The organism is Shewanella aestuarii, from assembly GCF_011765625.1.
Lineage (GTDB): Bacteria > Pseudomonadota > Gammaproteobacteria > Enterobacterales > Shewanellaceae > Shewanella > Shewanella aestuarii_A.
The window spans coordinates 1,892,878-1,918,930 of sequence record NZ_CP050313.1 but is presented as its reverse complement, the minus strand read 5'-3'; the positions used below and the strand labels follow the sequence as shown (position 1 = coordinate 1,918,930).

21 protein-coding genes, 1 tRNA gene and 1 pseudogene are annotated in these 26,053 nt (G+C 38.9%); 10 read left to right on the top strand and 13 right to left on the bottom strand.

All coding sequences use genetic code 11. From position 1 onward, the window contains the following. Positions 1-5: 5 nt before the first annotated feature. The gene (gene seqA, locus HBH39_RS08670; RefSeq protein ID WP_167677416.1) at positions 6-689 is read right to left on the bottom strand and encodes a replication initiation negative regulator SeqA; all 684 of its coding nucleotides are present in this window, start codon (positions 687-689) and stop codon (positions 6-8) included. 312 nt (positions 690-1,001) lie between these two features. Here seqA and HBH39_RS08665 point away from each other — a divergent pair, with 312 nt between their 5' ends. From HBH39_RS08665 to HBH39_RS08630, 8 genes are all read left to right on the top strand, one after another. Further along, positions 1,002-1,769: an alpha/beta fold hydrolase gene (locus HBH39_RS08665; RefSeq protein ID WP_167680020.1), complete on the top strand. Its 768-nt coding sequence runs from the start codon at positions 1,002-1,004 to the stop codon at positions 1,767-1,769. Positions 1,770-1,875: 106 nt separating this feature from the next. Next, positions 1,876-2,097 (top strand): DUF2788 domain-containing protein, encoded by a 222-nt coding sequence (locus HBH39_RS08660; protein WP_167677414.1) that lies wholly within the window; start codon positions 1,876-1,878, stop codon positions 2,095-2,097. Between the two features lie 8 nt (positions 2,098-2,105). After that, the gene (gene ybfE / locus HBH39_RS08655; protein WP_167677412.1) at positions 2,106-2,378 is read left to right on the top strand and encodes a LexA regulated protein; all 273 of its coding nucleotides are present in this window, start codon (positions 2,106-2,108) and stop codon (positions 2,376-2,378) included. A gap of 51 nt (positions 2,379-2,429) precedes the next feature. Beyond that, the gene (gene fldA / locus HBH39_RS08650; protein ID WP_167677410.1) at positions 2,430-2,957 is read left to right on the top strand and encodes a flavodoxin FldA; all 528 of its coding nucleotides are present in this window, start codon (positions 2,430-2,432) and stop codon (positions 2,955-2,957) included. A 69-nt stretch (positions 2,958-3,026) separates the two neighbouring features. Beyond that, on the top strand, positions 3,027-4,217 hold the full coding sequence (earP, locus tag HBH39_RS08645; RefSeq protein WP_167677408.1) for an elongation factor P maturation arginine rhamnosyltransferase EarP: 1,191 nt from the start codon (positions 3,027-3,029) through the stop codon (positions 4,215-4,217). Between the two features lie 45 nt (positions 4,218-4,262). Next, a complete protein-coding gene (efp, locus tag HBH39_RS08640; RefSeq protein ID WP_167677405.1) occupies positions 4,263-4,823 on the top strand; it encodes an elongation factor P in 561 nt (186 codons plus the stop codon). Positions 4,824-5,062: 239 nt separating this feature from the next. After that, a complete protein-coding gene (locus HBH39_RS08635) occupies positions 5,063-6,277 on the top strand; it encodes a pyridoxal phosphate-dependent aminotransferase (protein ID WP_167677403.1) in 1,215 nt (404 codons plus the stop codon). A 248-nt stretch (positions 6,278-6,525) separates the two neighbouring features. Continuing rightward, positions 6,526-7,938: a TonB-dependent receptor gene (locus HBH39_RS08630; protein WP_167677401.1), complete on the top strand. Its 1,413-nt coding sequence runs from the start codon at positions 6,526-6,528 to the stop codon at positions 7,936-7,938. Positions 7,939-8,991: 1,053 nt separating this feature from the next. Here HBH39_RS08630 and HBH39_RS08625 read toward each other — a convergent pair. Then, positions 8,992-11,007, bottom strand: coding sequence for an NADPH-dependent 2,4-dienoyl-CoA reductase (locus HBH39_RS08625; protein ID WP_167677399.1), 2,016 nt, complete (start codon positions 11,005-11,007; stop codon positions 8,992-8,994). Between the two features lie 163 nt (positions 11,008-11,170). Here HBH39_RS08625 and sppA point away from each other — a divergent pair, with 163 nt between their 5' ends. Further along, positions 11,171-13,015: a signal peptide peptidase SppA gene (gene sppA / locus HBH39_RS08620; RefSeq protein WP_167677397.1), complete on the top strand. Its 1,845-nt coding sequence runs from the start codon at positions 11,171-11,173 to the stop codon at positions 13,013-13,015. Between the two features lie 134 nt (positions 13,016-13,149). Continuing rightward, positions 13,150-14,163 carry an asparaginase gene (ansA, locus tag HBH39_RS08615; protein ID WP_167677395.1) on the top strand — a complete coding sequence of 338 codons (1,014 nt, stop codon included), beginning with the start codon at positions 13,150-13,152 and terminating at the stop codon, positions 14,161-14,163. Between the two features lie 91 nt (positions 14,164-14,254). On the opposite strand, the gene HBH39_RS08610 is transcribed toward ansA, so the two are convergent. From HBH39_RS08610 to HBH39_RS08560, 11 genes and pseudogenes are all read right to left on the bottom strand, one after another. Then, positions 14,255-14,536, bottom strand: a complete 282-nt coding sequence (locus HBH39_RS08610; protein ID WP_167677393.1) for a YeaC family protein — start codon at positions 14,534-14,536, stop codon at positions 14,255-14,257. After that, positions 14,533-14,849 (bottom strand): annotated as a pseudogene (locus HBH39_RS08605) (zinc ribbon domain-containing protein). The gene HBH39_RS08610 and the pseudogene HBH39_RS08605 overlap by 4 nt, the downstream one beginning before the upstream one ends. Before the next feature lie 52 nt (positions 14,850-14,901). Then, positions 14,902-16,026: a M14 family metallopeptidase gene (locus HBH39_RS08600; protein WP_167677391.1), complete on the bottom strand. Its 1,125-nt coding sequence runs from the start codon at positions 16,024-16,026 to the stop codon at positions 14,902-14,904. A 118-nt stretch (positions 16,027-16,144) separates the two neighbouring features. Continuing rightward, on the bottom strand, positions 16,145-16,807 hold the full coding sequence (locus HBH39_RS08595) for a response regulator transcription factor (protein ID WP_244325765.1): 663 nt from the start codon (positions 16,805-16,807) through the stop codon (positions 16,145-16,147). A 116-nt stretch (positions 16,808-16,923) separates the two neighbouring features. Continuing rightward, positions 16,924-18,690 carry a DUF885 domain-containing protein gene (locus HBH39_RS08590; RefSeq protein ID WP_167677389.1) on the bottom strand — a complete coding sequence of 589 codons (1,767 nt, stop codon included), beginning with the start codon at positions 18,688-18,690 and terminating at the stop codon, positions 16,924-16,926. A 328-nt stretch (positions 18,691-19,018) separates the two neighbouring features. Next, positions 19,019-20,278: a DEAD/DEAH box helicase gene (locus HBH39_RS08585; RefSeq protein WP_167677387.1), complete on the bottom strand. Its 1,260-nt coding sequence runs from the start codon at positions 20,276-20,278 to the stop codon at positions 19,019-19,021. A 67-nt stretch (positions 20,279-20,345) separates the two neighbouring features. Beyond that, positions 20,346-20,741: a DUF2391 family protein gene (locus HBH39_RS08580; protein WP_167677385.1), complete on the bottom strand. Its 396-nt coding sequence runs from the start codon at positions 20,739-20,741 to the stop codon at positions 20,346-20,348. 129 nt (positions 20,742-20,870) lie between these two features. After that, a tRNA-Ser gene (locus HBH39_RS08575) sits at positions 20,871-20,958 on the bottom strand. Between the two features lie 119 nt (positions 20,959-21,077). Continuing rightward, complete coding sequence (locus HBH39_RS08570) at positions 21,078-21,701, bottom strand: YchE family NAAT transporter (protein ID WP_432280152.1); 624 nt, start codon at positions 21,699-21,701, stop codon at positions 21,078-21,080. A gap of 602 nt (positions 21,702-22,303) precedes the next feature. After that, on the bottom strand, positions 22,304-24,349 hold the full coding sequence (locus tag HBH39_RS08565) for an alpha/beta hydrolase family protein (RefSeq protein WP_167677381.1): 2,046 nt from the start codon (positions 24,347-24,349) through the stop codon (positions 22,304-22,306). A 144-nt stretch (positions 24,350-24,493) separates the two neighbouring features. Continuing rightward, a complete protein-coding gene (locus HBH39_RS08560; RefSeq protein WP_432280140.1) occupies positions 24,494-26,041 on the bottom strand; it encodes a fumarate hydratase in 1,548 nt (515 codons plus the stop codon). Between the last annotated feature and the right edge of the window lie 12 nt (positions 26,042-26,053).

Here is a 26,053-nt window from a genome sequence, read left to right as displayed (position 1 = left end):
CCTATTTAAATAAAATTTGCAATAGATTGCGCTTTTTCTGTATCACAGCCCAATAAAACTAACGCTTCGGTCAAAATCCTCTTCTTTTTAGCGGTATTGTTATTCGTGGTAACCCAATAGCCACTTGAACCGATTTGTTTCGGGTTGGCAGATTGGCTTGCATCTAATAATTCTTGTTTTGAGCATGCAAAATATAAACGACCCTTACCTTGAATTTTGAGTACTTGGTTAAAGTCATTACCAACCAAGTTTGCAAGACCGCTAAGTAAAAACATAAACCTACCTACGGCCCCCTTTTGCTCGCTAATTAACTTTTTATCTTTTAAGTCATCAAAGTTAAACTCAGGCAAAGGAGAATCAATTGATTTGAGTTCACTAACTGACTGCGGCACAGACGTTTGAGCAACTTGTGGTTCTAAGACTTCTGAGTTGGTGACTGATAATGTTTTTGGACGATGAGTAACTAATTGCTCAACTATATTTTTAGCTTTATTAAATAAGGCTTCTCGGGCATTAGCATCTAATGCATCAAAACCAGGTTGGCTTATGGCTTCAGGACGCTGCTCGTCAACTTGCTCTACGGGCAAATTTAATAATCGACGCAGAATTTCAGAAGCACTTTCGCCTATACGCTCTGTTTTCCCAGCGATAAAACGATAAAGTTCTTCGTCAATTTCAATGTATTTCATTTCAGTAATCCTTTTGCTTGTAAACATTATTTAACAAAGCCACCCACACTAAGTTGTTAAATAACGGCTAGTTTACTATCTAGTTTTTATTTTTGATCAATATTGATCATTAGTATTGCCAGTTTAAGCTAAGGTTAAGCTAAGAATAAAGCTCAAAATCCGATAATTGATATATATTCAGCTTGAAAACATATCTTTGTAGATAAATGACGCTTTTGATGGCCAATATCTATCCATAAAACTTGATTTGATCTTCTCATTGGCTCAAAATTTGCCGCCACTAAATTTGTGATAATTAGATAAAACAACATGATGAATTACGCTATCTCAGGAAAAGGTCAGCCAGTCATTTTACTCCATGGACTATTTGGAAATCTGGATAATTTAAAGTCACTTGCTAAAGCCTTAGAAAACCGGTTTCAAGTTATTCGAGTCGATTTACCTAATCATGGTCAGAGCCCTCATTGGTCTTGCATGGACTACCCAGCACTGGCTCAAGCTGTGATTGATTTAATGAATGAGTTGTCTTTAAAAAGCGCCAAACTAGTAGGTCATTCTATGGGAGGCAAAGTAGCAATGGCTACTGCCCTCTTAAACCCACTAAAAATAGATGCACTTGTTGTAGCTGACATCGCCCCAGTAACATATCATCCTCGGCATCAAACGGTTTTTGCAGGGTTAACCTCGTTAGTACTTAATCATCAGACAACCCGAGTTTCCGCGCTAAATCATCTTATTAACGCCGGCATTGAAGAGTCTGTTGCTCAATTCTTATTAAAAAATCTACAGCGAACCGAAACTGGCTTTGAATGGAAAATGAATCTTACTGGTCTAATTAACAGTTATGACCGTATTATCGGTTGGCAGTTACAAGACTGCAGCACACCTTCGCCATACAATAAACCCTGTTTATTTATTCGAGGTGGTGAGTCAGATTACGTTACCGCCGATCATCGAGAGCAAATACTTGAGCAATTTCCATCTGCCAATGTTAAAACACTCAATGGAACTGGTCATTGGCTACATGCCCAAAAACCAGAGATATTTAACCGTATAGTGGCTGAATTTCTTGCCAATTGACTCTGAAAAATTGATGCATTTATCGATGATTCCGTAGCCCACAGAGCACCAATATGATATATTCGCGCCTCTTTTTTGCCGCAAAAGAAAATGTTTAGGGTAAAGTATGTTGAATCAATATATGGAACAGATTGAATCTATAGGCTTAAATTTGTTTTTCGCCGCAATTTTCTTTTTTATCGGCATGGCCATCAATGATGTGCTTAAGCAAGGCAAGGTACCCAAATTTGGTCGCTATGTAGTGTGGGGAGTCTTATTTTTAGGCTGCGCCGGATTTGTAACAAAAGGCATTATTCAAGTGTCCTGGGAAGGCTCAGGAATTGGTTAATTAGAGACATGGCAAAAGAAACTGCAGATAGAACTACCATTGATCTTTTTGACAGCGAGAAACGGCGTGGAAGACCCAGAAGTAATCCGCTCAGTCGTGAACAACAATTAAAGATCAATAAACGAAACCAAATTCAGCGTGATCGCGCTAATGGTTTGAAGCGAATAGAGTTAAAAGTATCACAAGATTTATATGATGCCTTGAACCAACAAGCTTTGGCCAGTAACATCAGTCGTAGCCAGTTAATCGAACAACTACTGCAACAGCAAATCGACAACTGAACCGTATTTAAAACATCGCAATTAGCGATTTAATATTGAAAGGAAACCCCCATGGCAACTGTAGGTCTATTTTTCGGTAGCGACACAGGTAACACCGAAGCTGTCGCCAAAATGATCCAGAAAAAACTGGGTAAAAACATGATCGATGTTAAAGACATCGCTAAAAGTACCAAAGAGCAAATTGCTGAATTCGACTTACTCATCTTTGGTATTCCAACTTGGTACTATGGTGAAGCCCAATGTGATTGGGATGATTTTTTCCCTGAACTTGAGCAGATTGATTTTAACGATAAGTTAGTTGCCATTTTTGGCTGTGGTGACCAAGAAGATTATGCAGAGTATTTTCTTGATGCTATGGGTATGGTTGGCGATATCGTTAAAGACCGTGGTGGCATTATCATCGGTCACTGGCCGACTAAAGGTTATGATTTTGAAGCCTCAAAAGGACTCGTAGATGATGATCACTTTATTGGTCTAGGTATTGATGAAGACCGTCAACCTGAATTAACTGAGGAGCGTGTTGACGCTTGGGTTAAACAGATTTACGAAGAAATGTGTTTAGCAGAACTTGAAGATTAATTGTCAAGTTACTAAATAAAAAGCGGCAATGGCCGCTTTTTTTGTGCAATAAATTAACAGGTGGTTTGAATGAGTCTGCCTTCTCAACAAACTAACACACGCCAGCAATGGGATATCTTTTGTGTTGTTGTCGATAATTATGGCGATATTGGTGTCACATGGCGGCTAGCAAAACAACTTGCCGCTGAATATTCAATCGAGGTTAATTTATGGATTGATGACCTTAACAGCTTTTCACATATTTTAGCTAGATTAAATCCAGAGCTTGCTAGGCAGCAGTTTGATGGCGTGAATATATTTCACTGGAAAGCTGAAAACCTTACGCATTTTAGTATAGGTAACGTGCTAATTGAGGCTTTTGCATGTGAAATACCTTCACAAATAATTGAATCGATAGTTAAACTAAAACAGCTTACCCCATCAAAAGTCCCCATTTGGCTGAACCTAGAGTACTTGTCAGCTGAAGACTGGGTTGAAGGTTGCCATGGTTTACCTTCATTTCAGGCTTGCGGATTACAGAAATTTTTCTACCTTCCCGGTTTTACATCCAAAACTGGTGGACTAATTTGCGAGAAAAACCTTTTTGTTGAGCGAGATGCATGGCAAGCAGACCATACCAATAAAATGCGCTTGTTTCAGCAATTGGGATTGACGGGGATAAAACCTGAACATCAAGTGATATCCGTTTTCAGTTACGAAACGCCAGCTTTGCTTAGCTTGATAACATATTGGCAAACATGCAAATCAAATATACATGTATTAATTCCCAAAGGTAAAAGTCTTAATAGCATTACAAGTCTACTCCCCTGTGAAATTGCAGATCTCATTGTCGGTCAGCAAATCTCATTAGGTAATGTCACCCTACACGTTCTGCCAATGACGGATCAACAAGGTTATGACCGGCTACTATGGAGTTGTGATTTTAACATTGTGCGTGGTGAAGACTCATTTTTACGTGCCCAATGGGCGGCAAAACCATTTATTTGGCATATTTACCCACAAGAAGATGATTATCACCTGATAAAATTACAAGCTTTTATGCAAATTTACTGCGATAATCTAGCGCCTGATTTAGCCAAGAATTGGTGCGAACTGAACCTAGCGTTCAACCAAGGTAACCAAATAACTGTTGCCAATCATTGGCAAAGACTCGATTTTACTAATTTGTCATTTGCACAACATGTGAAAAAATGGCCAATTACAGCAATAAATGATGCAGATCTGGCATCTCGACTAGTTCAATTCGTCAAAAATAGCTAAGATACTGCTCGAAATAGAAAACCTAAAATATAGGAAATTAATGTAATGAAAACTGCTCATGAAATCCGTCCTGGTAACGTGATCATGTTAGATGGCAGCCCATGGGTTGTTCAAAAAACTGAAACAACTCGTTCTGGTCGTAACGCTGCAATCGTTAAGTTAAAACTAAAAAACTTGCTTCTTGATTCTGGTACAGAACAAACCTTCAAAGGCGAAGACAAGTTAGAAGATATCATTCTAGAACGTCTAGATTGTACGTATTCTTACTTTGCAGATCCTATGTATGTATTTATGGATGAAGAATACAACCAATATGACGTAGAAGCAGATAACTTAGGTGATGCAGCTGCTTATATTGTTGACGGTATGGAAGATCAATGCCAAGTGACTTTCTACAATGGCAAGGCTATTTCTGTAGAGTTACCAGTTCATATTGTACGTGAAGTTATTTATACAGAGCCTTCTGCTCGTGGCGATACTTCAGGTAAAGTAATGAAGCCAGCTACCATTACTGGTGGTGGTACAGTTACCGTTGCTGATTTCGTAAAAGTTGGCGATAAAATTGAAATCGATACCCGTACAGGCGAATTCAAGAAGCGTGTTTAATCACATCTTGTAAAGTCTATAAAAGCCAGCTTAATTGCTGGCTTTTTTGTTTGTTTGCAGTGAAAAACACCAAGACCAGTCAGTATGGCGCTATCAAAATAGGCTTTATGTCTTTTAAGTTTATATTTATCAGCATAATTCACTAAATTTCTTTCAGTAATTACCAAATATCCACTTCCACAATGCACAATAATTCGTTATGGTTCGCTAACTTAGTTGTTATTTAGTTGAGAAGTAGAATGCGCCCAATTATCAAATCCAATAAATTAGATACTGTTTGCTACGATATCCGTGGACCTGTTCATAAAGAAGCTCGTCGCTTAGAAGACGAAGGTCACCGTATTTTAAAGCTGAATATTGGCAACCCTGCCCCATTTGGATTTGAAGCCCCAGAAGAAATTGTCAGAGACGTTATTCTCAATTTACCCAGTGCTCAAGGCTATTGTGAATCTAAAGGCTTGTTTTCTGCACGTAAAGCCATTGTGCAACATTATCAATCTCAAGGCATATTTGGTGTTGATATTGAAGATATCTATATTGGAAATGGCGCTTCTGAGTTAATCGTTATGGCAATGCAAGGATTGCTCAATCGTGATGATGAAATGCTGATTCCTTCACCTGATTACCCACTTTGGACCGCTGCAGCTAACCTTGCTGGTGGTAAAGCTGTTCACTATCGCTGTGACGAGGAATCAGATTGGTTTCCTGATCTTGATGATATTAAAAGTAAAATAACGCCAAGAACGCGCGGTATTGTATTGATTAATCCCAATAATCCGACTGGCGCTGTTTATTCGAAACAATTAATTGAAGATATCATTGAAATTTGTCGTCAACATAACTTGATTCTTTTTGCTGATGAAATCTATGACAAAATTCTTTATGACGATGCAAAACATATTCCTGCGGCTTTATTGTCCGATGATATTTTAACTGTCACTTTTAACGGCTTATCTAAAGCTTATCGTGCAGCTGGGTTTCGTGTCGGATGGATGATGCTTACCGGCAACTTAAAAGCCGCTAAAAGCTATATTGAAGGCCTTGAAATGCTTGCCTCGATGCGACTTTGTTCTAATGTGCCTAATCAACATGCAATTCAAACTGCTCTAGGCGGGTATCAATCAATTAATGAGCTAATTTTGCCTAATGGTCGCTTAACTGTTCAACGAGATGCTTGTTATGACTTGCTTAACTCTATACCTGGGGTTAGCTGCAAGAAACCAAAAGGTGCACTATACGCATTTCCAAAACTGGATATGAAAAAATTTAATCTAAGGGATGACGAAAGATTAGTATTAGATTTACTCAAGTCTAAAAAAATTCTTTTAGTACAAGGCAGTGCTTTTAACTGGCCAGAGCCAGATCATCTACGTGTGGTATTTTTACCGCACAAAGAAGATCTGACTAAAGCACTCAATGAGTTTGCTCGTTTTTTAGAAGATTATCGCCAGTAACAATTATACTTAACAACAATATACTGCTTGCGTATTTTTAAACGATTGTTCAGCGCCTTGTAATAAGGATTTAGTGTCGGTGAATGATCTTGCTCAATTAGTATCAAATTTGCACAAAACACAGTCTAATTCACTGTGTTTTTTGTTTTTATGGGGTTAATTTTGTGAACATACCATCAAACCATTTAAAAAATGTGAGCTTTACACTATGATTAGCAAGCTATTTTAACAACCATTCCGGAAGTCATATGGATAAGCAAGTCAGCTCTCGCAGTACCAAAGAAAAAGCCCTTCGACTCAATTTAGATGATAAAAAATACGGCACAATTGTAGAGATTGGTGCAGGCCAAGAAGTCGCACGTAATTTCTTTGTTGCGGGTGCCGCTGCGGGAACCATAGCTAAAACAATGTCTGCTTATGACATGAAGTTTTCAGATGCCATTTATGGTGTTCAGCAAAATGGTCGTTACGTCAGTAAAGGCCGAGTACTGGCCATGATGGAACAAGAATATGATTTAGTAGTTGAACGAGTGGCAGATGTGCGTTCACGTTCTTCTCGTTATTTTAGTTATGCCGCCACCGTAGCAGCAAAAAGCTTCAATCGTGATAACGAATGCCATGCTTGGTGCGGCGTTAGAGTACAAATGTATCCAGGGGCGGAGCCATCAGACATCGTGGTACATGTGCGCATGTTTGACGACAACGCTGAAGCACAGCAGCAAGCTCTTGGTATTTTAGGCGTTAACTTAATTTATGGCAGTTACTATTATTTTGAAGATCCTAAAACACTAATTGATTCTTTAACAGATAATATGAAAGCCAATCGGATTGAAATTGATTCGATTGAATTTAAAGGCCCATATTTTGAAGATATCGATAATAGAGCCAAAAATATTCATTTGATCCGCAGCTGGAAAACCCGTGCCGTTATGTTTAAACCCGATGGTAGCGTTGGCGTTCCTGCCGAAATGCTTTACAAAAAAAATGTACTTACCATTCGTGGTTCATTTAAACCTGTGACTAAGCTCAATGTTGATATGATTGAGCAAGGTCAAAAAGCATTTGGTGAAATAGAAGATGTTAATAGTGACAATACCGTTTTAATTGCTGAAATCTCATTGAATGATCTACAAGGTCATGATGCCAATATGACTGAAAAAGACATCCTCGAACGTGTCCGATTGCTAAACTTATTAGGTTACAACGTCTTAGTGTCAGATTACACACGCTATTTTTCTTTACGAGCTTACTTCCGTCAATTTACCAACTTACAAATCGGTATTGTCGTTGGGATGATCAACATTAAACAAATTTTTGATGTTGAATTTTATCGCGGTTTAGAGGGAGGCATTTTAGAAGGTTTTGGTAAACTATTCCCCGATAATACGCGTTTATATGTATATCCTGAATTAAATGATAAAGGTGAGCTCAACGATTTATCGAATGTACACGTTCCTGATAATTTACGTTACCTTTATCGTCACCTGCTCGATAACGGCTTTATAAGAGGCATTGAAACCAGCAATATAGAGCTCTTTAGTATTTACTCTCGTGAAATTCTTAAGCAAATTGGCCGTGGCCCGGGTGAATGGCAACAAGCATTACCAGAGAATGTAGCTGAAGAAATCATGACCAATAAGTTATTCGGTTATCGTGGTTAGATTCAATATATTACACTTAAAGACCGCCTAGTCGGTCTTTTTTTATGCGCTTCCCCCCCTAAATAGCCCACGATTTTTATGTTAATCAGTTAAGCCTAATCGATGTTCACAAAATGTATTCCATTAAGTTTACCCACTGCCTCACTATTGTCAGTTTGTGCGTCAACTTCTGAATCGGCACAAACGACAAATCCACATCCAAAAGCAACAGGTGAACAAGAAGCGCCATCAGTATATCAACATTTTCGGCTATTTTAGTGGCGTCTAAATTACAAATATCTACACCCAATTCTACCTCGGGTAGCAAAAATGAAATGACAACAGACAGTAACTTTAATGGCATTGTGAATGAGCATTTTTAAGTTGATAAAGGCTCAAAAGCATTAGTGATGAATATGAGAGGATACAAATTACGTAATGAATTACGTCTATTAGAATAACTTTAAAACTGACTTTCCCAATACCAGTTATCTGCTGAGTAAATGTAAATTAATTCATGTGGATCAGTTAAAAACAGTCTGCTAAAAATGACGAAATGACATTTTTATAATTACACAATAAAGGAACATTCGACAATGCAAACATGGTGTAGGTTATACCCCTCACCCATTATTGCGCTTAGTTTATGAGGGTGTTCGAAAAACGAATAAGGATAACTACTGGGCTGTGATCAAAAACAACAACGTTAAACACGTAAAGACAGCGGTAATCGTGATTCATCTATATGTAAAAATTCATATTTACGCCTAAATCTTGATCCACTGAATACTCAGGGTCTAACAAAGTTTGATATCAATGGGAAACTCTAAATTAATTATCAAAATGGATGGTGAAACTCGCGTAAATCATGATATCACCTACTGAAAATATATGTTTAGCTACTTTAAAACTGGTGTTTATAACCAGTTTAAGAATGGTAAAAGTGAAGTGCATTTTTACAGTCTTGATTACACGATTGAACAAAAATAGAATTATTCATAGCAAAAAAAAAAGCCTAACTTAAATTAGGCTTTTGATTTTATGAGTTAAATTGATTTCAAAACTAGGATTAAATTAAATACTCATTGCTAACTCAGCACCTTGACGAATAGCACGTTTTGCATCAAGTTCAGCAGCAACATCAACACCACCAATCAAATGTACTGGTAAGCCGGTTGCTTTCATCTCATCAACCAAACTACGATTAGACTCTTGCCCTGCACACAGTACAACATTATCAACGGCTAGGATCTCAGTGACATCATCAATTTTAATGTGTAAACCCTGGTCATCAAATTTTTCATAGCTAACACCTGTTTTCATGTTCACTTGATGTTGTTTTAGTACGCTTCTATGGATCCAACCTGTTGTCTTACCTAGGCCTTTACCCATTTTTGTCGTTTTACGTTGAAGTAAAAATATTTCACGGCTAGGAGTGTGTTCTGCCTCTTCTGTTAATCCACCAGCCTGTTGGTACGACTTATCAATACCCCACTGCTTCAGCCATTTGTCAGGTTGTAATGTGGAGGACTCTTTTTCACATAAAAAGTGTGCCATATCAAACCCAATACCGCCGGCGCCTATTAAGGCAACTCTTTGACCTATTTCTACTTCACCATTAAGTACTTGTTGATAATTGACCACTCGTGGGTCATCAAAACCAGGTAGTTTCAAATCACGCGGTACAACACCTGAAGATATGACGACTTCATCAAATTTTTCTTGTGCTAGTACATTAGCATCTAACTTAGTGTTTAAGCGTAAATCAACATGATGAATATTTATTTGATTGATAAAGTAACGAATGGTTTCATTAAATTCCTCCTTGCCCGGAATTTTACGCGCAAGGTTAAATTGCCCACCAACCTCTGACTTTGCTTCAAACAACACGACATCATGACCACGACTAGCAGCATAGACAGAAAACGCCATACCAGCAGGACCGGCTCCCATTACGGCAATACGTTTTTTGTTTTTAGTCGGAGTAAAATTAATTTCTGTCTCATAACATGCGCGAGGGTTAACTAAACAGGTTGCACGCTTCATTGAAAAAGTATGATCTAAGCATGCCTGATTACAGCCAATACAGGTATTAATGAGATTACTTTGATTTGCAGCAGCCTTGTTAACAAATTCTGCATCAGCTAGAAAAGGTCTTGCCATCGACACCATGTCAGCTTGTCCAGAAGCAATAATTTGCTCACCTATTTCTGGGGTATTAATCCGATTGGTCGCTATTAAAGGGACATTAACTTCATTTTTAAGTTTTTCTGTAACCCAAGCAAATGCACCTCTAGGAACACTCGTCGCAATCGTTGGCACACGCGCTTCATGCCAGCCGATCCCTGTATTAATAATGCTGACGCCTGCTTGCTCAAGTAACTTAGCAAGTTGTACCACTTCCTCCCATGTAGAGCCATTATCAACTAAATCAAGCATTGATAAACGAAATACAATGATGAATTCTTTACCAACTTTTTCACGAATGGCTTTAACAATTGCAAGCGGAAATTTTATACGGTTCTCATAACTGCCACCCCATTCATCAGTACGTTTATTGGTTCGTGAACAAATAAACTGATTGATTAAATAGCCCTCTGACCCCATGACTTCAACGCCATCATAACCCGCTTTATGAGCTAACAAAGCACTGCTAGCGTAATCTTTAATGGTGCCTAAGACTTGTCTTGAAGACATTGCCGAAGGTTTAAATGGATTGATTGGCGCTTGAATTTTGCTTGGTGCTAAACTGAATGGATGATAACTATAGCGGCCAGCATGTAGAATTTGCATACAAATTTTGCCACCTGCTTGGTGTACTGCATCAGTGACAATTTTATGTTTACTGACTTGCCATGGAAAACTTAATTGGCATGCATGAGGGGCTAAGCGCCCTCGCATATTGGGCGCAATACCACCGGTAACAATTAAGCCTACTCCGCCTGCGGCTCGTTCTTTATAAAACGCTGCCAGTTTCTCAAATCCGCCTTTTTCTTCTTCTAAGCCTGTGTGCATAGAGCCCATTAATACGCGATTTTTCAACTGCGTAAAGCCTAAATCTAAAGGTTCTAATAAGTGTGGAAACGACATTCAAACATCCTTTTTAAACAAGTGATTGAAACTAGCATAACCCTAAGACTCCTAAAGCTCAATCGTTGAAAAGATAGATTGTCAAAATCCTTTACAATTCAATTTACCATTTAGGCTGTTTTTCAGTTAGGATTACTACATTAGACAGTTAAAGGAGTGGTAAATGGCCGCTAAACCCCCGTTTTTAAAAAGATTGTTCACATGGTTATGGAAGGCGGTGAACACCATACGACTATTAATCGTTAATTTTATCTTTTTTACTTTGTTGGCAATTATTATCGTGGCTATCTCAGCAAGCGGTGATGACATCGTATTAGAAAATCAAACAGCATTGGTTTTAGATTTATCTGGACATATCGTGGATCAAAAACGCTATGTCGACCCTATTGAAGCCGCTTTTATGCAGGGTGAGTCCAATAATCCAGATGGGGAAATATTACTCGCTGATATTTTGTATGTCATACAAAACGCAACGCATGATACACGTATTAATAGTATAGTGCTTAATCTTGCAAATCTTCGTTCTGCAGGTATTAGTAAATTGAGCGCCATAGGAGATGCATTAAATGCATTTAAAGCTGAAGGCAAACAAGTTATCGCGATGGAAAACGGATATAGCCAAGAACAATATTTTTTGGCCAGTTATGCCAATACTATTTTCTTAAACAGCAAAGGTATGGTGAGTTTAGAAGGCCTTAGTCGTTATCGTTTATTTTATAAATCAGCATTAGAAAAACTCAAAATTAATACTCATGTATTCAGAGTTGGCACGTTCAAATCTGCTGTCGAACCTTTTATTCGTGATGATATGTCTGAAGCAGATAAAGTTGCCAGTAAAGAATTGTTAGGTGATATCTGGCAAAGCTATTCTTCGATAGTGGCAAGTAATCGAAATATTAAACCAGAACAACTTGTATTAGACACTGAACAATATCTTGCTGAACTTGATAGGGCTAACGGTGACAGTGCCATTATGGCAATGAATATGAATTGGGTTGATGAGTTAGTATCAGCAGAGCAATTCCGTCTTGCCATGATAGAACAAGTCGGTAGTAATAAAGACGGCAAAGATTTCCGTCAAATTAGTTTTCAAGATTATCGTTCACTCACTGCACCACTACCTCAATTTGTTGAAACGGAATCGGTTGGTATTGTTGTTGCTAAAGGTAACATTTTAAATGGTAGCCAACCTGCTGGCCAAATTGGTGGAGAAAGTACCTCTGAGTTTCTGCGTAAAGCACGCTTAAATGATAAAATTAAGGCCGTTGTATTACGTGTTGATAGCCCTGGTGGAAGTGCCTTTGCGTCTGAACAAATTCGTCAAGAAGTATTAGCACTTAAGGCTGCAGGTAAACCAGTTGTTGTCAGCATGGGAAGTTTGGCGGCATCTGGGGGCTATTGGATATCGGCCAGTGCGGATTATATCTATGCCACACCAACAACATTAACTGGATCGATTGGTATTTTTGGCATGTTTGCCACGTTTGAAGATGCCTTAGCCCATTTAGGTGTTAACTCTGACGGTATTGCAACATCAGACTGGGCAGGCCTCTCACCCGCTCGCAGTTTAAATCCACAAGTAAAACAAGTTATTCAGCGCCACATTGAACGAGGCTATCATGAGTTCATCTCCCTTGTGGCGACAGAAAGAAATATGACACTTGAACAAGTAGATAATATTGCTCAAGGTCGTGTGTGGACGGGTAAGCGTGCATTAACCTTAGGTTTAGTTGATGAGCTTGGTGACATGGAACAAGCCATAGCCAAGGCCGCAGAGCTTGCAGGTATGAACACATTTGATACAAAAGTGATTGAACAAGAGCTCACACCAGAGCAGCAGTTTATTCAAAGCTTAGTCGGCGCAAGTGTTGAATACATGCCAACAAATGTACGTAACTCATCATTACTTGAAAACATGCTTGCACAGTGGAGTGCCGTGATCGAAGATTTTGCTAAATTTGATGACCCACAAGGTATGTATCTTTATTGCGAGCAGTGTAATTATTAATGGCATATTAATTAGCCATTTAGAACAGAATTACACAATCCTTAATTTAAGCCTGCTATGCAGGCTTTTTTATTTTAGATCTTTAATAAATCTCGTATAATTTACACATTATTCATTTTTTTCTAAGTTAACTCATGCCCAAGCGTTCTATTTATGTTGCCTATACTGGCGGTACAATTGGTATGCAAAAAACTGATAATGGTTTTGTGCCAGTATCTGGCTTTCTTACTGATTGTGTACAATCAATGCCTGAGTTCTATCATGATGAAATGCCAGAATTTGTGATTCATGAGTATTGCCCTCTCATCGACTCATCCAATATGGCACCAACCGATTGGCAAATGATAGCAGATGATATAAAAGCCAATTACAGCCAGTATGACGGGTTTGTTATTCTGCATGGCACTGACACCATGGCCTACACAGCATCGGCTCTATCGTTTATGCTTCAGGGCTTATCCAAGCCAGTGATAGTCACCGGTTCACAAATACCATTGGCACAACTTCGTTCTGATGGGCAAACCAATTTATTAAATTCACTTTATATCGCTGCTAACTACCCTGTCGCTGAAGTTTGCTTATTTTTTAACAACAAATTGTTTCGTGGTAATCGTTCAACTAAAGCCCACGCCGATGGCTTTGATGCTTTTGCTTCGCCAAATTTTCCACTTTTATTAGAAGCTGGAATTAAAATCAATGTCAAAGCCGGTAAGATCAGCATACCTACGAATGCCCCATTACAAGTGGTCGATATCAAACCTCAACCTATTGGTGTGGTTACTCTCTACCCTGGCATATCTACACAGATATTTGAAAATATTCTTCAGCAACCGGTTAAAGCGCTTATTTTACTGACTTTTGGCGTTGGTAACGCACCTCAAGACCCACAATTATTGAATGCATTAAAACAAGCAGATCAGCGAGGCATAGTGCTAGTTAATTTAACTCAATGTTTTCAAGGGAAAGTCAATATGGGTGGGTATGCAACAGGTAATGCGTTAGCTAAAGCCGGGGTGATAAGTGGTGTCGATATGACCATTGAAGCCGCTTTAGCCAAGTTACATTATTTATTGTCTATTGACTTATCTCCTGCTGAAGTAAAACAAAAAATGCAGCAAGATTTAGTTGGTGAATTGTCTATCGACTAGTCTTTATTACCATTCGATTGAACATAAAAAACTCGCAATCAGTGCGAGTTTTTTTATGTTCAATCGAAACAATAGAAAAAGTTAAATCGCCTTAAATATCGGCTTCTTTAAACTCAGCAATCGATTCGCCTTTAAATTGCTTTTTAAGCTCAGATTTGGACAGCTCATTAATTTTACCGCCAGGCCCAATCGTAAAGTGGTCAGTTTGTTCAAGCTTACGGGCTTGATAAAGCATAATCACTTGTAGAGTTGACTCACGTTGAGCTTCAGATAACACAGTGCCATCTTCCCATTTACCTAATTCAGTGGCTGACACTAAACGCTGGTAAACTTCTTCTGGCATTTCATCAATGACTTTATTGATATCATTCATACCGACTTCCGTTTATGTAGCACAATGCGCACTCGCGCGATCAAATAACCAATAAACCCAATCACAAAACAACTTATTGCAATATAAGCTTGAATGCCTTGTGCTTGTTCACCCCCCAAAACCAGGCAATGGCGCCACCAATAAAAAGAGTTAAAAAGATTAGACTCTGATTCATCAGTTTATTCGATTGTTGTATATGACTAATTTTCATTAGTGATTCAGTATTACCAGACAAGTCAGCCTGACAATGCATGCATTGCTTGGCTTGACTGGAAATTCTTTTTTGACACTTGGGACAAGCGACTAATGCCATAACAAAAACCTTTGTTTATTACCTTACGTAATTAAATACCTTAAAAATTAGCTTAGAGATCATCCACTACAGCTAACATCGCAATTAACGATGCTTCGCCAAGATAAATACTGCGCTCAGGTGACCAACCTAAAAATGGATCAGCCAAATTGGCATTGTCTTTAAATGGCATTTCAAGTGTATTTGATAAACACTGGAAGGTATTGGCAACCCAGTTTGAACCAACAGTTAAGTTCGCTTGGCCCGGTTGGTCCTTTTCATATCCAAATTCAGTTTGAAAATCGGCACTGGCCAACTGAAGAGCACTAACAAACTTAGCTTGTAATTGTGCCATTTTGTCGGTGTAGTTTGGTACACCTTCACAACCAGCCAAAAATACGTAAGGTAAACCTTCATCACCATGTACGTCATAAAACAAATCTACACCTGTTTGGTGCATCTTATTAACAACATAATAAACCTCTGGGCTCTTTTCTAAGCTTGGGTTTTGCCATTCACGATTTAAGTTGGTACCAACGGCATTAGTGCGAAGATGTCCACGAGCACTGCCATCAGGGTTCATGTTGGGCACGATATAAAAGTTAGCTTTATCTAATAATGCTTTTGATGTTGGATTATCGCTATCTAATAGTTGATTAAGCAAACCTTCAACTAACCATTCGGCCATGGTTTCACCAGGATGCTGACGCGCTGTGATCCAAATGTTTTTCTTTTCTTGGTCACCATCACCAATTTTGAGTAATGTCATATCACGGCCATCAAGTGTTAACCCTAAATGTTCAAGGTTAACAGCAGGGTGCATTTGCACTTCACTGATTAAATCTAAATGACGTTCATAACTATAAGGGGCGAAATAAGCTATTTGGATAGCTTCACAATCGAGGTCTACTTGAATGGTTAATTTTCCATCTTGATATTGGGTTGGTAGGCGAAACCAAGATTGGCGATCATAACTTGCAACCGCTTGATAATCTTCCCAACCTTTAGGGTAGGAAGCTTGACCCGCATTGGTGATATTTAAGCTATATGTTTGCCCAACTTCGCCTTCAAATCGAAAGTTAAACCATTGATAAAACTCGCCGCCAAAATCAGGTCTGATAGCTAACTGTATATCATCGTGTTTGTCTATGTTAATGACTTCAATATTGCCGCCATCAAAATTTGCACTGATCCGCATAGGTAATCCTTTCAAGTAAGTTGCTATCGCATAGGGTCGAGTTATTTCACTGACCGTTTTTATCGGCATAGCTTACCAAATGCAGCAAGTAGAGTGAACCGTAAAAGCTTTCGATGGGTTAAAAGCAAATGCTGTAACCTTTCCCTCTAACGGTATTGATTAATTCTCGAGGTAAATTACCTTGTGCTAATTTACGCCTAGTATTGCTGATATGCATATCAAGGTTGCGATCAAACTTACCTAAACTCTTATGCAGTACTCGTTGTTGCAACTCGGCTTTCGTCACAACCGTCGGTTGCCTATCATAAAGGTATTTGAAAAGGCGAAATTCAGTATGAGTCAGCTCTATTTGAGTTTCTTGAAAATAAAGTTTGAATTGTTCATCGTCAAACTCAATATTAATCGATTGCTGCAAAGGTTGTTGTCTTGAGGTGTGTCTTTTAATTACCTTTAATCGCAGTTGTAATTCACGTAAGTCATGAGGTTTTGACAGGTAATCATCTACCCCTAGTTCAAACGCATTTAAACGTTCTAACAGGGTGTCTTTATCGGCTAAGGCGATAATCGGTGTGGTGCACTTTTTAGCCATTAAGAAGGTAAATGAATCTAATCTAGGAATCGATAAATCTAATAAGATTGCTTGAAAGGTATTTTCTTTTAACTGATTCATTGCCATTAAGGCATTGTCTACCTTATAGATATTAAATCCAACCTCTACAAGTTGTTCGCTAAACTGGTGCTCAAGGTTTTTATCAATTAATAATATTTGTTCCACTGCCACTTATCATCCAAATGATAATTATTTGCATTAAGATTAACATGAAGTTTTGTTAATGCCAATAAAATGCTAAAAAAAAGCCTGAAAGTTCAGGCTAATTTTTCGATATTCTACAAATATTAATTCATCAGTTGTTTAATGTATTTCACAGGTGCGCTGCCATAACTCAAAAATTGCTCATGAAACTGTTTCAAGTTAAAGGCTTCACCCTGCTTAAGTTTTAATTCTTCACGTAAATCGTATATTTCCCGATAACCAGAATAATAACTGGTTAGCTGCACTTGGCTTAGGGTCGCACGTCGCCACTTACCCTCAGCTTCTGCTCGTTGTTGAAATGCTTCGTTTTCCATTAAAGCAATGGCTTCTTCTTCACCCATACCATTAACTTGAATGCTGTAATCTAAAATAGTGTTGGCAATAACACGTAAGTTCCATTTGTAATACATCAGCCACATTTCGGGTTCAAAGTTTCCATAGCCTTCTTCCAGCATCATACGTTCCGTATAAACCGCCCAACCTTCTATCATCGCGCCATTGCCAAATAAGCTTTTAACCAAACTTGGAGATTCATTGGCATAGACCAGTTGAGTGTAATGCCCTGGTATTGCTTCATGGATATTAAGAACTTGAAGTATCCAATGATTATATTCACGTAAGTAACTCTCAGCTGATTCATTACTCATATGATCAAGTGGCGTCACGTTATAATAGGTATTGCCGCCTTTATCATAAGGGCCTGGCGCACTGATGGATGCCCCTGCGAATCCACGCATATATTCAGGAGTTTCACGAACCACTAACGGCTTATTAAGATCTAAAGTGATCAGATTTTTATCGTTAACAAATTTGATGAGTTCAGGTATTTGTTTGCGCACTTCCTCGACAAACTCATCACGTTTGACATGTTTAGCTGAAAGTTTATCAATAAGTAGTCTAATGGCTTTTTTGTCATCGGTAGGTTTTGGAATATCAAAGTACTTTGACCAAATCGTGGCTGTTATTTTGGCCATTTCCGCTTGAACTCGGTTTTTATCTGCCACCGCTTTTTCAAATAACTGCTTTGCCGTCATGCCTGCTTGAATATCTAAAGCAAACTTCTGTTCGTAAAGCTCCGCGCCAATTCTAAAATCACGTGAGCCTTCTGCTTTTAGCTTGGTTTCTAACGCGAGTAGCCAGTCAATATGTTCGTTTATCGCCTTGATTGCTGATGTAAATCTTTGTTGAAATAATGCCTTTTGTTCGTTTGATAAACCTGAATCATTAACTTTTTGTACAAGCTCATCGTTCAATACGGAAAAAGCGCCACGGTTTTGTTGAATGGCTAATTGGGTATGGGTCAAAGTGGGATCGTTTATATTGTCTCTTGCTGCTTGGTAATATGCTGGTACGTTTTCTAAACGAGCAACAACTGATGCTAAACGCTGATCTAAGGGTGCAAAATCTTCATTAATAATTTGCGCAAATCCCCCTGCTACGTTGTAGTTTGATGGATCCCATTGCCATGACTTAAACGTGGTGATTTGCCAATCTAGTTTATTTAAAAGGTTATTAATCAACTGATAATCAATTAAATTACTTGCAGATAATGTCTGTTGATTAAAAGTTTTTAGCCATCCCCGTTGTGTATTGATAAAAGCGAGGGTTTTGTCACGGTTAGCTTGATTAGGGATTTCTAAATAACCATCATTGATGTGTTTACCGTTATACATGGCCCATGTAGGTGACAATTGCCATAAATCATCAATAAACTGTGTTGAAAACTGTTCGAAAGATATCTGGGTAGTAAATTGATCTGCTTGCTGGTTGACTTGTTGTGGGCTTGACTGACAACCCACCATACCGGTTAATGCCAGTGCTATTGAAAGCGATATAAGGGCTTTTTTCATTATTATTCCTATATTTTTATCATAAATGACACAAAAACTTGGCTGAAAGCCATATTAAGATAGTTAACCACTTTCGGATTATAGTTGCAGTAGCTTTTATGTCTTAGACACGTTTTGTCACACTATTTAGGTGAGTTTTTTAATTTGGCGTTTAATGTTGAAAAATTATCAACAAAAAAAGACGATCCGAAGATCGCCTTTCTAATATTCCACTTTACCAACCAAACCTATTTAGGTAAGTTCCATGGATTGGGTGGTAACGGAGTTAAATGCTGAGTTTTTCCATGACGAGAAGCTCGTGAGTCTTGATGACGACTTTCATCTGATTTTATCGAACGACGATCCCCCTCACCTGAGGTTTTCCTTGGCTTAATGTAGGTTTGTCTTGTTGCTTATCATTGTCTTTATGCCTTCTGGCTTTAGGGACAAAATTCAACACAGAAATTGGAATAGGTTTTTTAGGCTCAAATCCTTCAATCTCTTTACGCTCAAGCAAATGACCTAATCGGCTTTCAATCATGCACAAATTTTTGAAATCATCTTTAGAGACTAAAGAAATCGCTAAGCCAGTAGCGCCCGCTCGGCCAGTTCGTCCAATACGGTGTATATAATCATCAGCAGGAAACGGTAAGTCGTAATTTATGACTATGGGTAAATCATCAATATCAATCCCACGGGCAGCAACCCCTGTGGCAATTAAAAACTGTATATTACCTAGCTTAAAGTCATGTAATAATTGTTCGCGCACCGCTTGGCTACGACCACCATGAATACAATCTGCAGTAATACCCCGTTTGTCTAATTGACTAACTAACTTTGCTGCACCTTGTTTGGTTTCGATAAAAATAAGCGCTTGCGACCAATTATTTTCGTTGATCAAATGGCTTAATAGAGCAGATTTTCTATCTTTGTCTACCGTGGTGATCCACTGTTCAATTTGTGGCTTACTAGACGCTTGCTTGTTTAAGGTAATCTCAACGGCATTACGTACCGCAGTTTTTGCTAAAACTCTTACTTGATTTGATAAGGTTGCTGAAAAAAGCAAATTTTGACGAGCTTCTGGTAGCTTTTCTAGAATCTTATTAATGTCTTCAATAAATCCCATATCAAGCATGCGATCGGCTTCATCTAAAACTAACACTTCGAGTTCATCAAAATGCAGCGCTCGTTGGGTATAAAGATCAAGTAACCTTCCCGGCGTAGCCACGACAATATCAATCCCCTCAATTAATGCTTTTTTCTGTGGCGCACTATCAACGCCGCCATACATTGCCATCGATTTAAGGTTTAGTCCTGTAGCATATCGTTCAATATTTTGCTGAACCTGAGAAGCCAGCTCACGGGTAGGTGCTAAAATCAATGCCCGCATACGCTTTTTACGCTGAGTTTCGCCACTCGCCAGCTTGTTTAATATTGGCAACACAAAGCTTGCGGTTTTACCTGTTCCTGTTTGCGCAGCAGCAATGACATTTTTACCATTTAAAATTAAAGGAATCGCTTGCTGTTGGATAGGTGTTGGCTGTTGATAGCCAACAGCAACAAGATTTTGAACAATAGCAAGATTAAGACCCAGTGAATCAAACGACATAATAAAAACTCGAACAAACAAAATTGTGGTTATTATAAATCAAATTGCTAACCAAAGATGTGTTTAATCATTCTTTGTCAAAACTATCCACCACAATCGCTCCCATCGATGCCGGCATAGCGATGACGATAATACGTTTAAAAGACAGCAAAGGTTCTGAAAATAATGGTAACTTATCTAAACAAAGTAAAACTAACGCCACCACTAACGCAGTAATAACGTAAGCAATAATCAAACGAAAAATAAAACTCCATTTACGAGTGCGGATATTTTTTTGAAACACACTTTGGTAACTATAAATAGCGAGAAAAAGTACTGACAAACCGAATAACATCAATAAATTGATAGTAGGAAGCGTGGCACCCAAACGCCATGCTTCTTCTGAAAAAGCAATTGGTACGGCTAACGCAAACGCCCCTACAAATATTTGGCTGGCATCTTCGGTATTAAAAGTTCGCAGCATAATGAGTCCTATATAGCTTAAATAACTACTGGCAATATAGTTAACCAAACAAGGGATAGATACAAATTTGATTCATTGTAGGGAAAAATCAGATAGCAAAAAGACGTCCGAAGACGTCTTTTTTTAAAATGGCGGTGACGGAGAGATTCGAACTCTCGAAAGGTTGCCCTTTACACACTTTCCAGGCGTGCTCCTTCAGCCACTCGGACACGTCACCAATAGATTGATTATAGAGTCATCAACTCTGCGGGCGCTACTTTACGCAAATGGGCATAGGTGGTCAAGTGAAAAAACAAACCTATCAAGTGTTTGCACAATTGCTGTGCAAATCTATCTTTATCCTAGTAGATTCGGGAACAGCCCTTTGATGCCTGCAGCAATAATCTCAATCCCTAGTGATAGCATTAATAGCCCCATTAAACGGGTAATAACGTTAATTCCGGTCTTTCCAAGTAACTTAAAAATGACTGGTGCCATATTGAATAAGGCCCAACTTAATAAACCAAAAATGATTACAGTGGCAAACATAGAAACAAAATCGATTAGAGTGTTATGTTCCGCAGCAAACACAATTACCGAACTAATTGCACCAGGCCCAGCCATTAGAGGTAAAGCCAAAGGAACAACCGCAACCGATTCCATTGCTGAAGATTCACGATCTTCTTCTTGATTACGTTTAACTTCACTGATCTTACCTTGCAGCATCGACATGGCAATAATACATATCAAACTGCCACCAGCAATTCTAAAAGCAGATAATGAAATACTGAACATATTCAGAATATGCTGACCAGCAATAATAGTGACTAACAAAATAACCACAACGGCAAAGTTTGCTACTTTGTTAGTATGTGCCCTTTCTATTTCGGTTTGATGACTGGTCAACCCCACAAACACCGGCAACAACCCAACAGGGTTGATAATGGCAATCAGTCCTAAAAAGAACTTGATATAGAGCATGTAATCCAATTAGTTATCCTCAAAAATAGATTATGTGGTTTGATATAAAAAAGAGCGCTACTTTAATGTAAGTTTGACTTTTTAGGTAATGAGTTTTTTTATCTATTTTAGTGCCTTTAAGATTAGAAATACTTATCACTTGTTGATGTTAAGGACCTCATATGCACGCTCTGTCATTGCGTAATTAAGCTACATATAAACAAATACGACGATCAAACATCGTACACCAAACACTCACTTACACTAAATAACAATAAATAATAGTCACATTGTGTAATTAAATGAAATTTAAGTGACGCTTTTTTGTGATTTAGCTGACAAATTACGCTATAATATGAACTTGTTTTTCAAATTTTTGTAATCAAAATTACTAAAGGATTTGTATGGCACTACGTAATAGAGTCAGCCAGAAAAATAATAGTCGTAAATTTAGTAGTTCGCGTAGAAGAATGACTTATTATTTATGGATTACCAAGCCTAACAAATCATCTCAAATTGCCATTCCTGAGTATCATTGTTTCGAGTATCTCAATAAAAAAACCGCGTAGAAACAAAAAAGTGATGTAGTTGCCTACATCACTTTTTGTTATTACAGTACTCGATTATTTTGCTGTCCAGCGATCCATCCAACCAAATACATTCTTATACCACTGTTGCAAGTTATCTTGATTCAAAATCCAATGATTTTCATCAGGGAACATTAATAACTCTGACGGGATACCTTTACGCTGCATAAAGCTAAACGCTGCAAGACCTTGCCCATAAGGTACGCGGAAATCTTTTTCTCCATGAATAACTAACATCGGAGTCTGCCAATTTTCAACGTAATTAACAGGGTTAAACTTCTCGTATAAGTCTTTGTTGTCATTATATGTACCACCGAATTCATATTCAGGGAACCATAACTCTTCTGTGACGTAATACATAGAACGCATATCAAACAAACCAGCATGGTTAATCAAACACTTAAAGCCATCATTCCAATGACCTTGGATCCAGTTCATCATGTAACCACCGTAAGAGCCACCTAATGCACACGCATTGTTTGCGTCTAACCATGGTTGTTGCTCAGTCACTGCCGCCATGCCTTTTTTTAAATCTTCTAGCGGCTTACCACCCCAATCTTTGCTGATTGAATCGGTAAATGCTTGGCCATAACCGGTTGAACCATGAAAATCGACCATAACAACGCCATAACCGGCCCCAGCCCACAATTGCGCATTCCAGCGACCACTAAACGAGTTGCCAAATGAACCTTGAGGACCACCATGTACTAGGTAGGCAATGGGATATTTTTCACCTTCTTTGAAATTTGCAGGCTTGATCCAATAGCCGTGAACAGTTTCATCATTCCACCCCTTAAACTTAAACTGCTCAAAATCGCCAAATTTGATCTTTGCCAGTTTATCTTTATTTACTTCAGTCAAACGGGTTAAGTTTTCACCTTCTAAGGTAACTGAATACAAATCCCCTGGCTCAACTAATGAAGCGTTTTTGAAGATAATCTTGTTAGGGGTTACCGCAACTAAGCTATTGCTACCATTGTTGTAGATTGGACGAACATCGCCAAACTGAGTATTGACTTCAAAGATTGACACTTGACCAACATCTTGAGCGCCAACATATAAGGTTCTGCCATCTGCGCTGAAGGTTAACGAGTGTGGACTTCTATCCCACAGTGGTGCGACTTCTTTTTCTTGGCCTGTGACATTGTCGCGAAGCATAATGCGGTATCTGTCTGCTTCAAAGCCAGGTTTCGTCATAGCAAGATAGGCTAAATAACGGCCGTCAGCTGAATATGTTGGCTGTGCATCCCATGCTTTGTTGTCTTCAGTAAGATTGATGGTTTCACCGCCGCTGACAGGAACTTGCCATAAATCATAGTTGGTTGTCCAAGACTGATCATTGCTAGGCGCTTTGGCACTATAAACAATGTGCTTACCATCAGGGGTAAAAGTCACTTCTTCCATACCCGAAAATGGCTTTGGTGGCGTTTCTGTATCACGCCCTGCAGTGACATTAACTGCATTGGTAATCTTTTGCCCATTGAGGTTCGCCACAAACAGATGATTTCGAGCATGATCTTCCCATGTATCCCAATGACGTACCATTAATTGCTTGTATTCGCGGCCAGTAGTTTTACGATCTTTTTCCGCTTGGAATTTTTCTTTTGAACAAGCGAGATCATTACACTCAGGAAATACGCGCATGGTCATAACCACTTGCTTGCCGTCTTGCGATAGTTTGTAGCCATTCACATCGAGCGGTAAATCACTGACTTGAACCGCTTCACCGCCATTTAGAGCAAGTTGATATAATTGGCTACTACCATTACGGGCAGCTAAAAAGTAAATACTTTTATTATCGGCACTAAAACTGACATCATGTTCAGTACCAGAAGCTGAAGTTAATTGACGTGGAGTGGCATTTTTATTGGTTAAATCTAAGGTATATAGATCAGAGCTAGCCTCACCTTTGTCGTCAATCACTTTGACACCATAAACCAAGGTATTGCCATCGCTGGAAACTGCGGTGGAATGCAGCTTATTCATATTGACTAAATGCTGAACGTTAAAGGGTTCAGCACTATACACTGAAGATGCCATTCCTGCGGCAACCAATGCAAATAATACAGAAGACGTTTTCATATTATTGATATTCTCTTGAATTGTTGTTTGTAAGCGTTAAGCAGCCTATCTAATACAAAACGCTCAGGCAACCCTAATAAACTAAAAGGCAAACCTGAGCGCGGTATTTTCGTGCTATCTAGTAATTATGCAAAAACGCACTGACTAAACTTTATTCTTGGCAATATTAATTTTCCAAATAGCTGGCCCCGTTTCATGGGCATTAACACCATTTGAATCAACCGCCACTGTTACAGGCATATCTTGTACTTCAAACTCGTAAATGGCTTCCATGCCTAAATCTTCAAAAGCCACAACACGCGATTTTTTAATGGCTTTTGAAACAAGATACGCTGCACCGCCAACTGCCATTAGATAAACTGCTTTGTGCTTTTTGATAGATTCAACGGTTTGTGGTCCACGTTCTGATTTGCCAATCATGCCCATTAAACCCGTTTTTTCTAACATCATGTCAGTAAACTTATCCATACGGGTTGCTGTTGTTGGGCCTGCAGGACCAACAACTTCATCGCCAACCGGATCAACCGGGCCAACGTAGTAAATAAACTTACCTGTAAAATCAACACCCTCAGGCAAACCTTCTCCTGAATCAAGTAGTGTTTGAATGCGCTTGTGCGCAGCATCACGACCCGTCAGCATTTTGCCATTTAGTAACAAGGTATCACCGCTTTTCCAGGTTTCAATTTCAGCTTGGGTAACGGTATCTAAATTAACACGGTGTGTGTTTTCACCTGCTTCACGGGTAATTTCAGGCCAATCGGCTAACGACGGTGGGGTTAATTGTGCAGGACCCTTGCCATCAAGATGGAAATGTACATGGCGGGTGGCGGCACAATTTGGGATCATGACCACCGGCTTTGATGCCGCATGAGTTGGGGCCGATTTAATTTTGATGTCTAACACTGTGGTTAAGCCACCTAATCCTTGTGCACCTATGCCTAAGTTATTAGCTCGTTCAAAAATATCTAAACGAAGTATTTCTTCTGCAGTTTGTGCGCCTTTCTCAATCAAGTCATGAATATCAACCGGATCCATTAATGACTCTTTTGCCATCACGGCAGCTTTTTCCGCTGTTCCACCAATACCTATGCCTAACATGCCAGGTGGGCACCAACCTGCCCCCATAGTCGGTAAGGTTTTTTCAACCCATGCCGCAATATCATCAGAAGGATTTAACATCGCCATTTTAGATTTGTTTTCAGACCCGCCACCTTTGGCAGCAATCATCACTTCAACTTGATTACCCGCAACCATATCAATGTGTACAACAGATGGCGTATTGTCACGAGTGTTTTTGCGCGCCCCAGCAGGATCGGCAACAATTGACGCCCGTAATGGGTTGTCTGGATTGATGTAAGCACGGCGAACACCTTCATCAACCATTTGCTGTACTGTCATATCGGTTTTATCCCAACTGACATTCATACCAATTTTAACAAACGTGGTAACAATACCCGTGTCTTGACATAAAGGACGTTTACCTTCAGCAGACATACGTGAGTTAATTAAGATTTGTGCAATAGCATCTTTGGCCGCTGCACTTTCTTCACGTTGATAGGCTTTATACATAGCATCAACGAAATCTTTTGGGTGGTAATACGAAATATATTGTAGAGAATCAGCAATACTTTCAATAAAATCGGCCTGTTTGATTACAACAGGTGTAGAGGAAGTCTCGATGTTCATAGACATAATGGGGCGCTC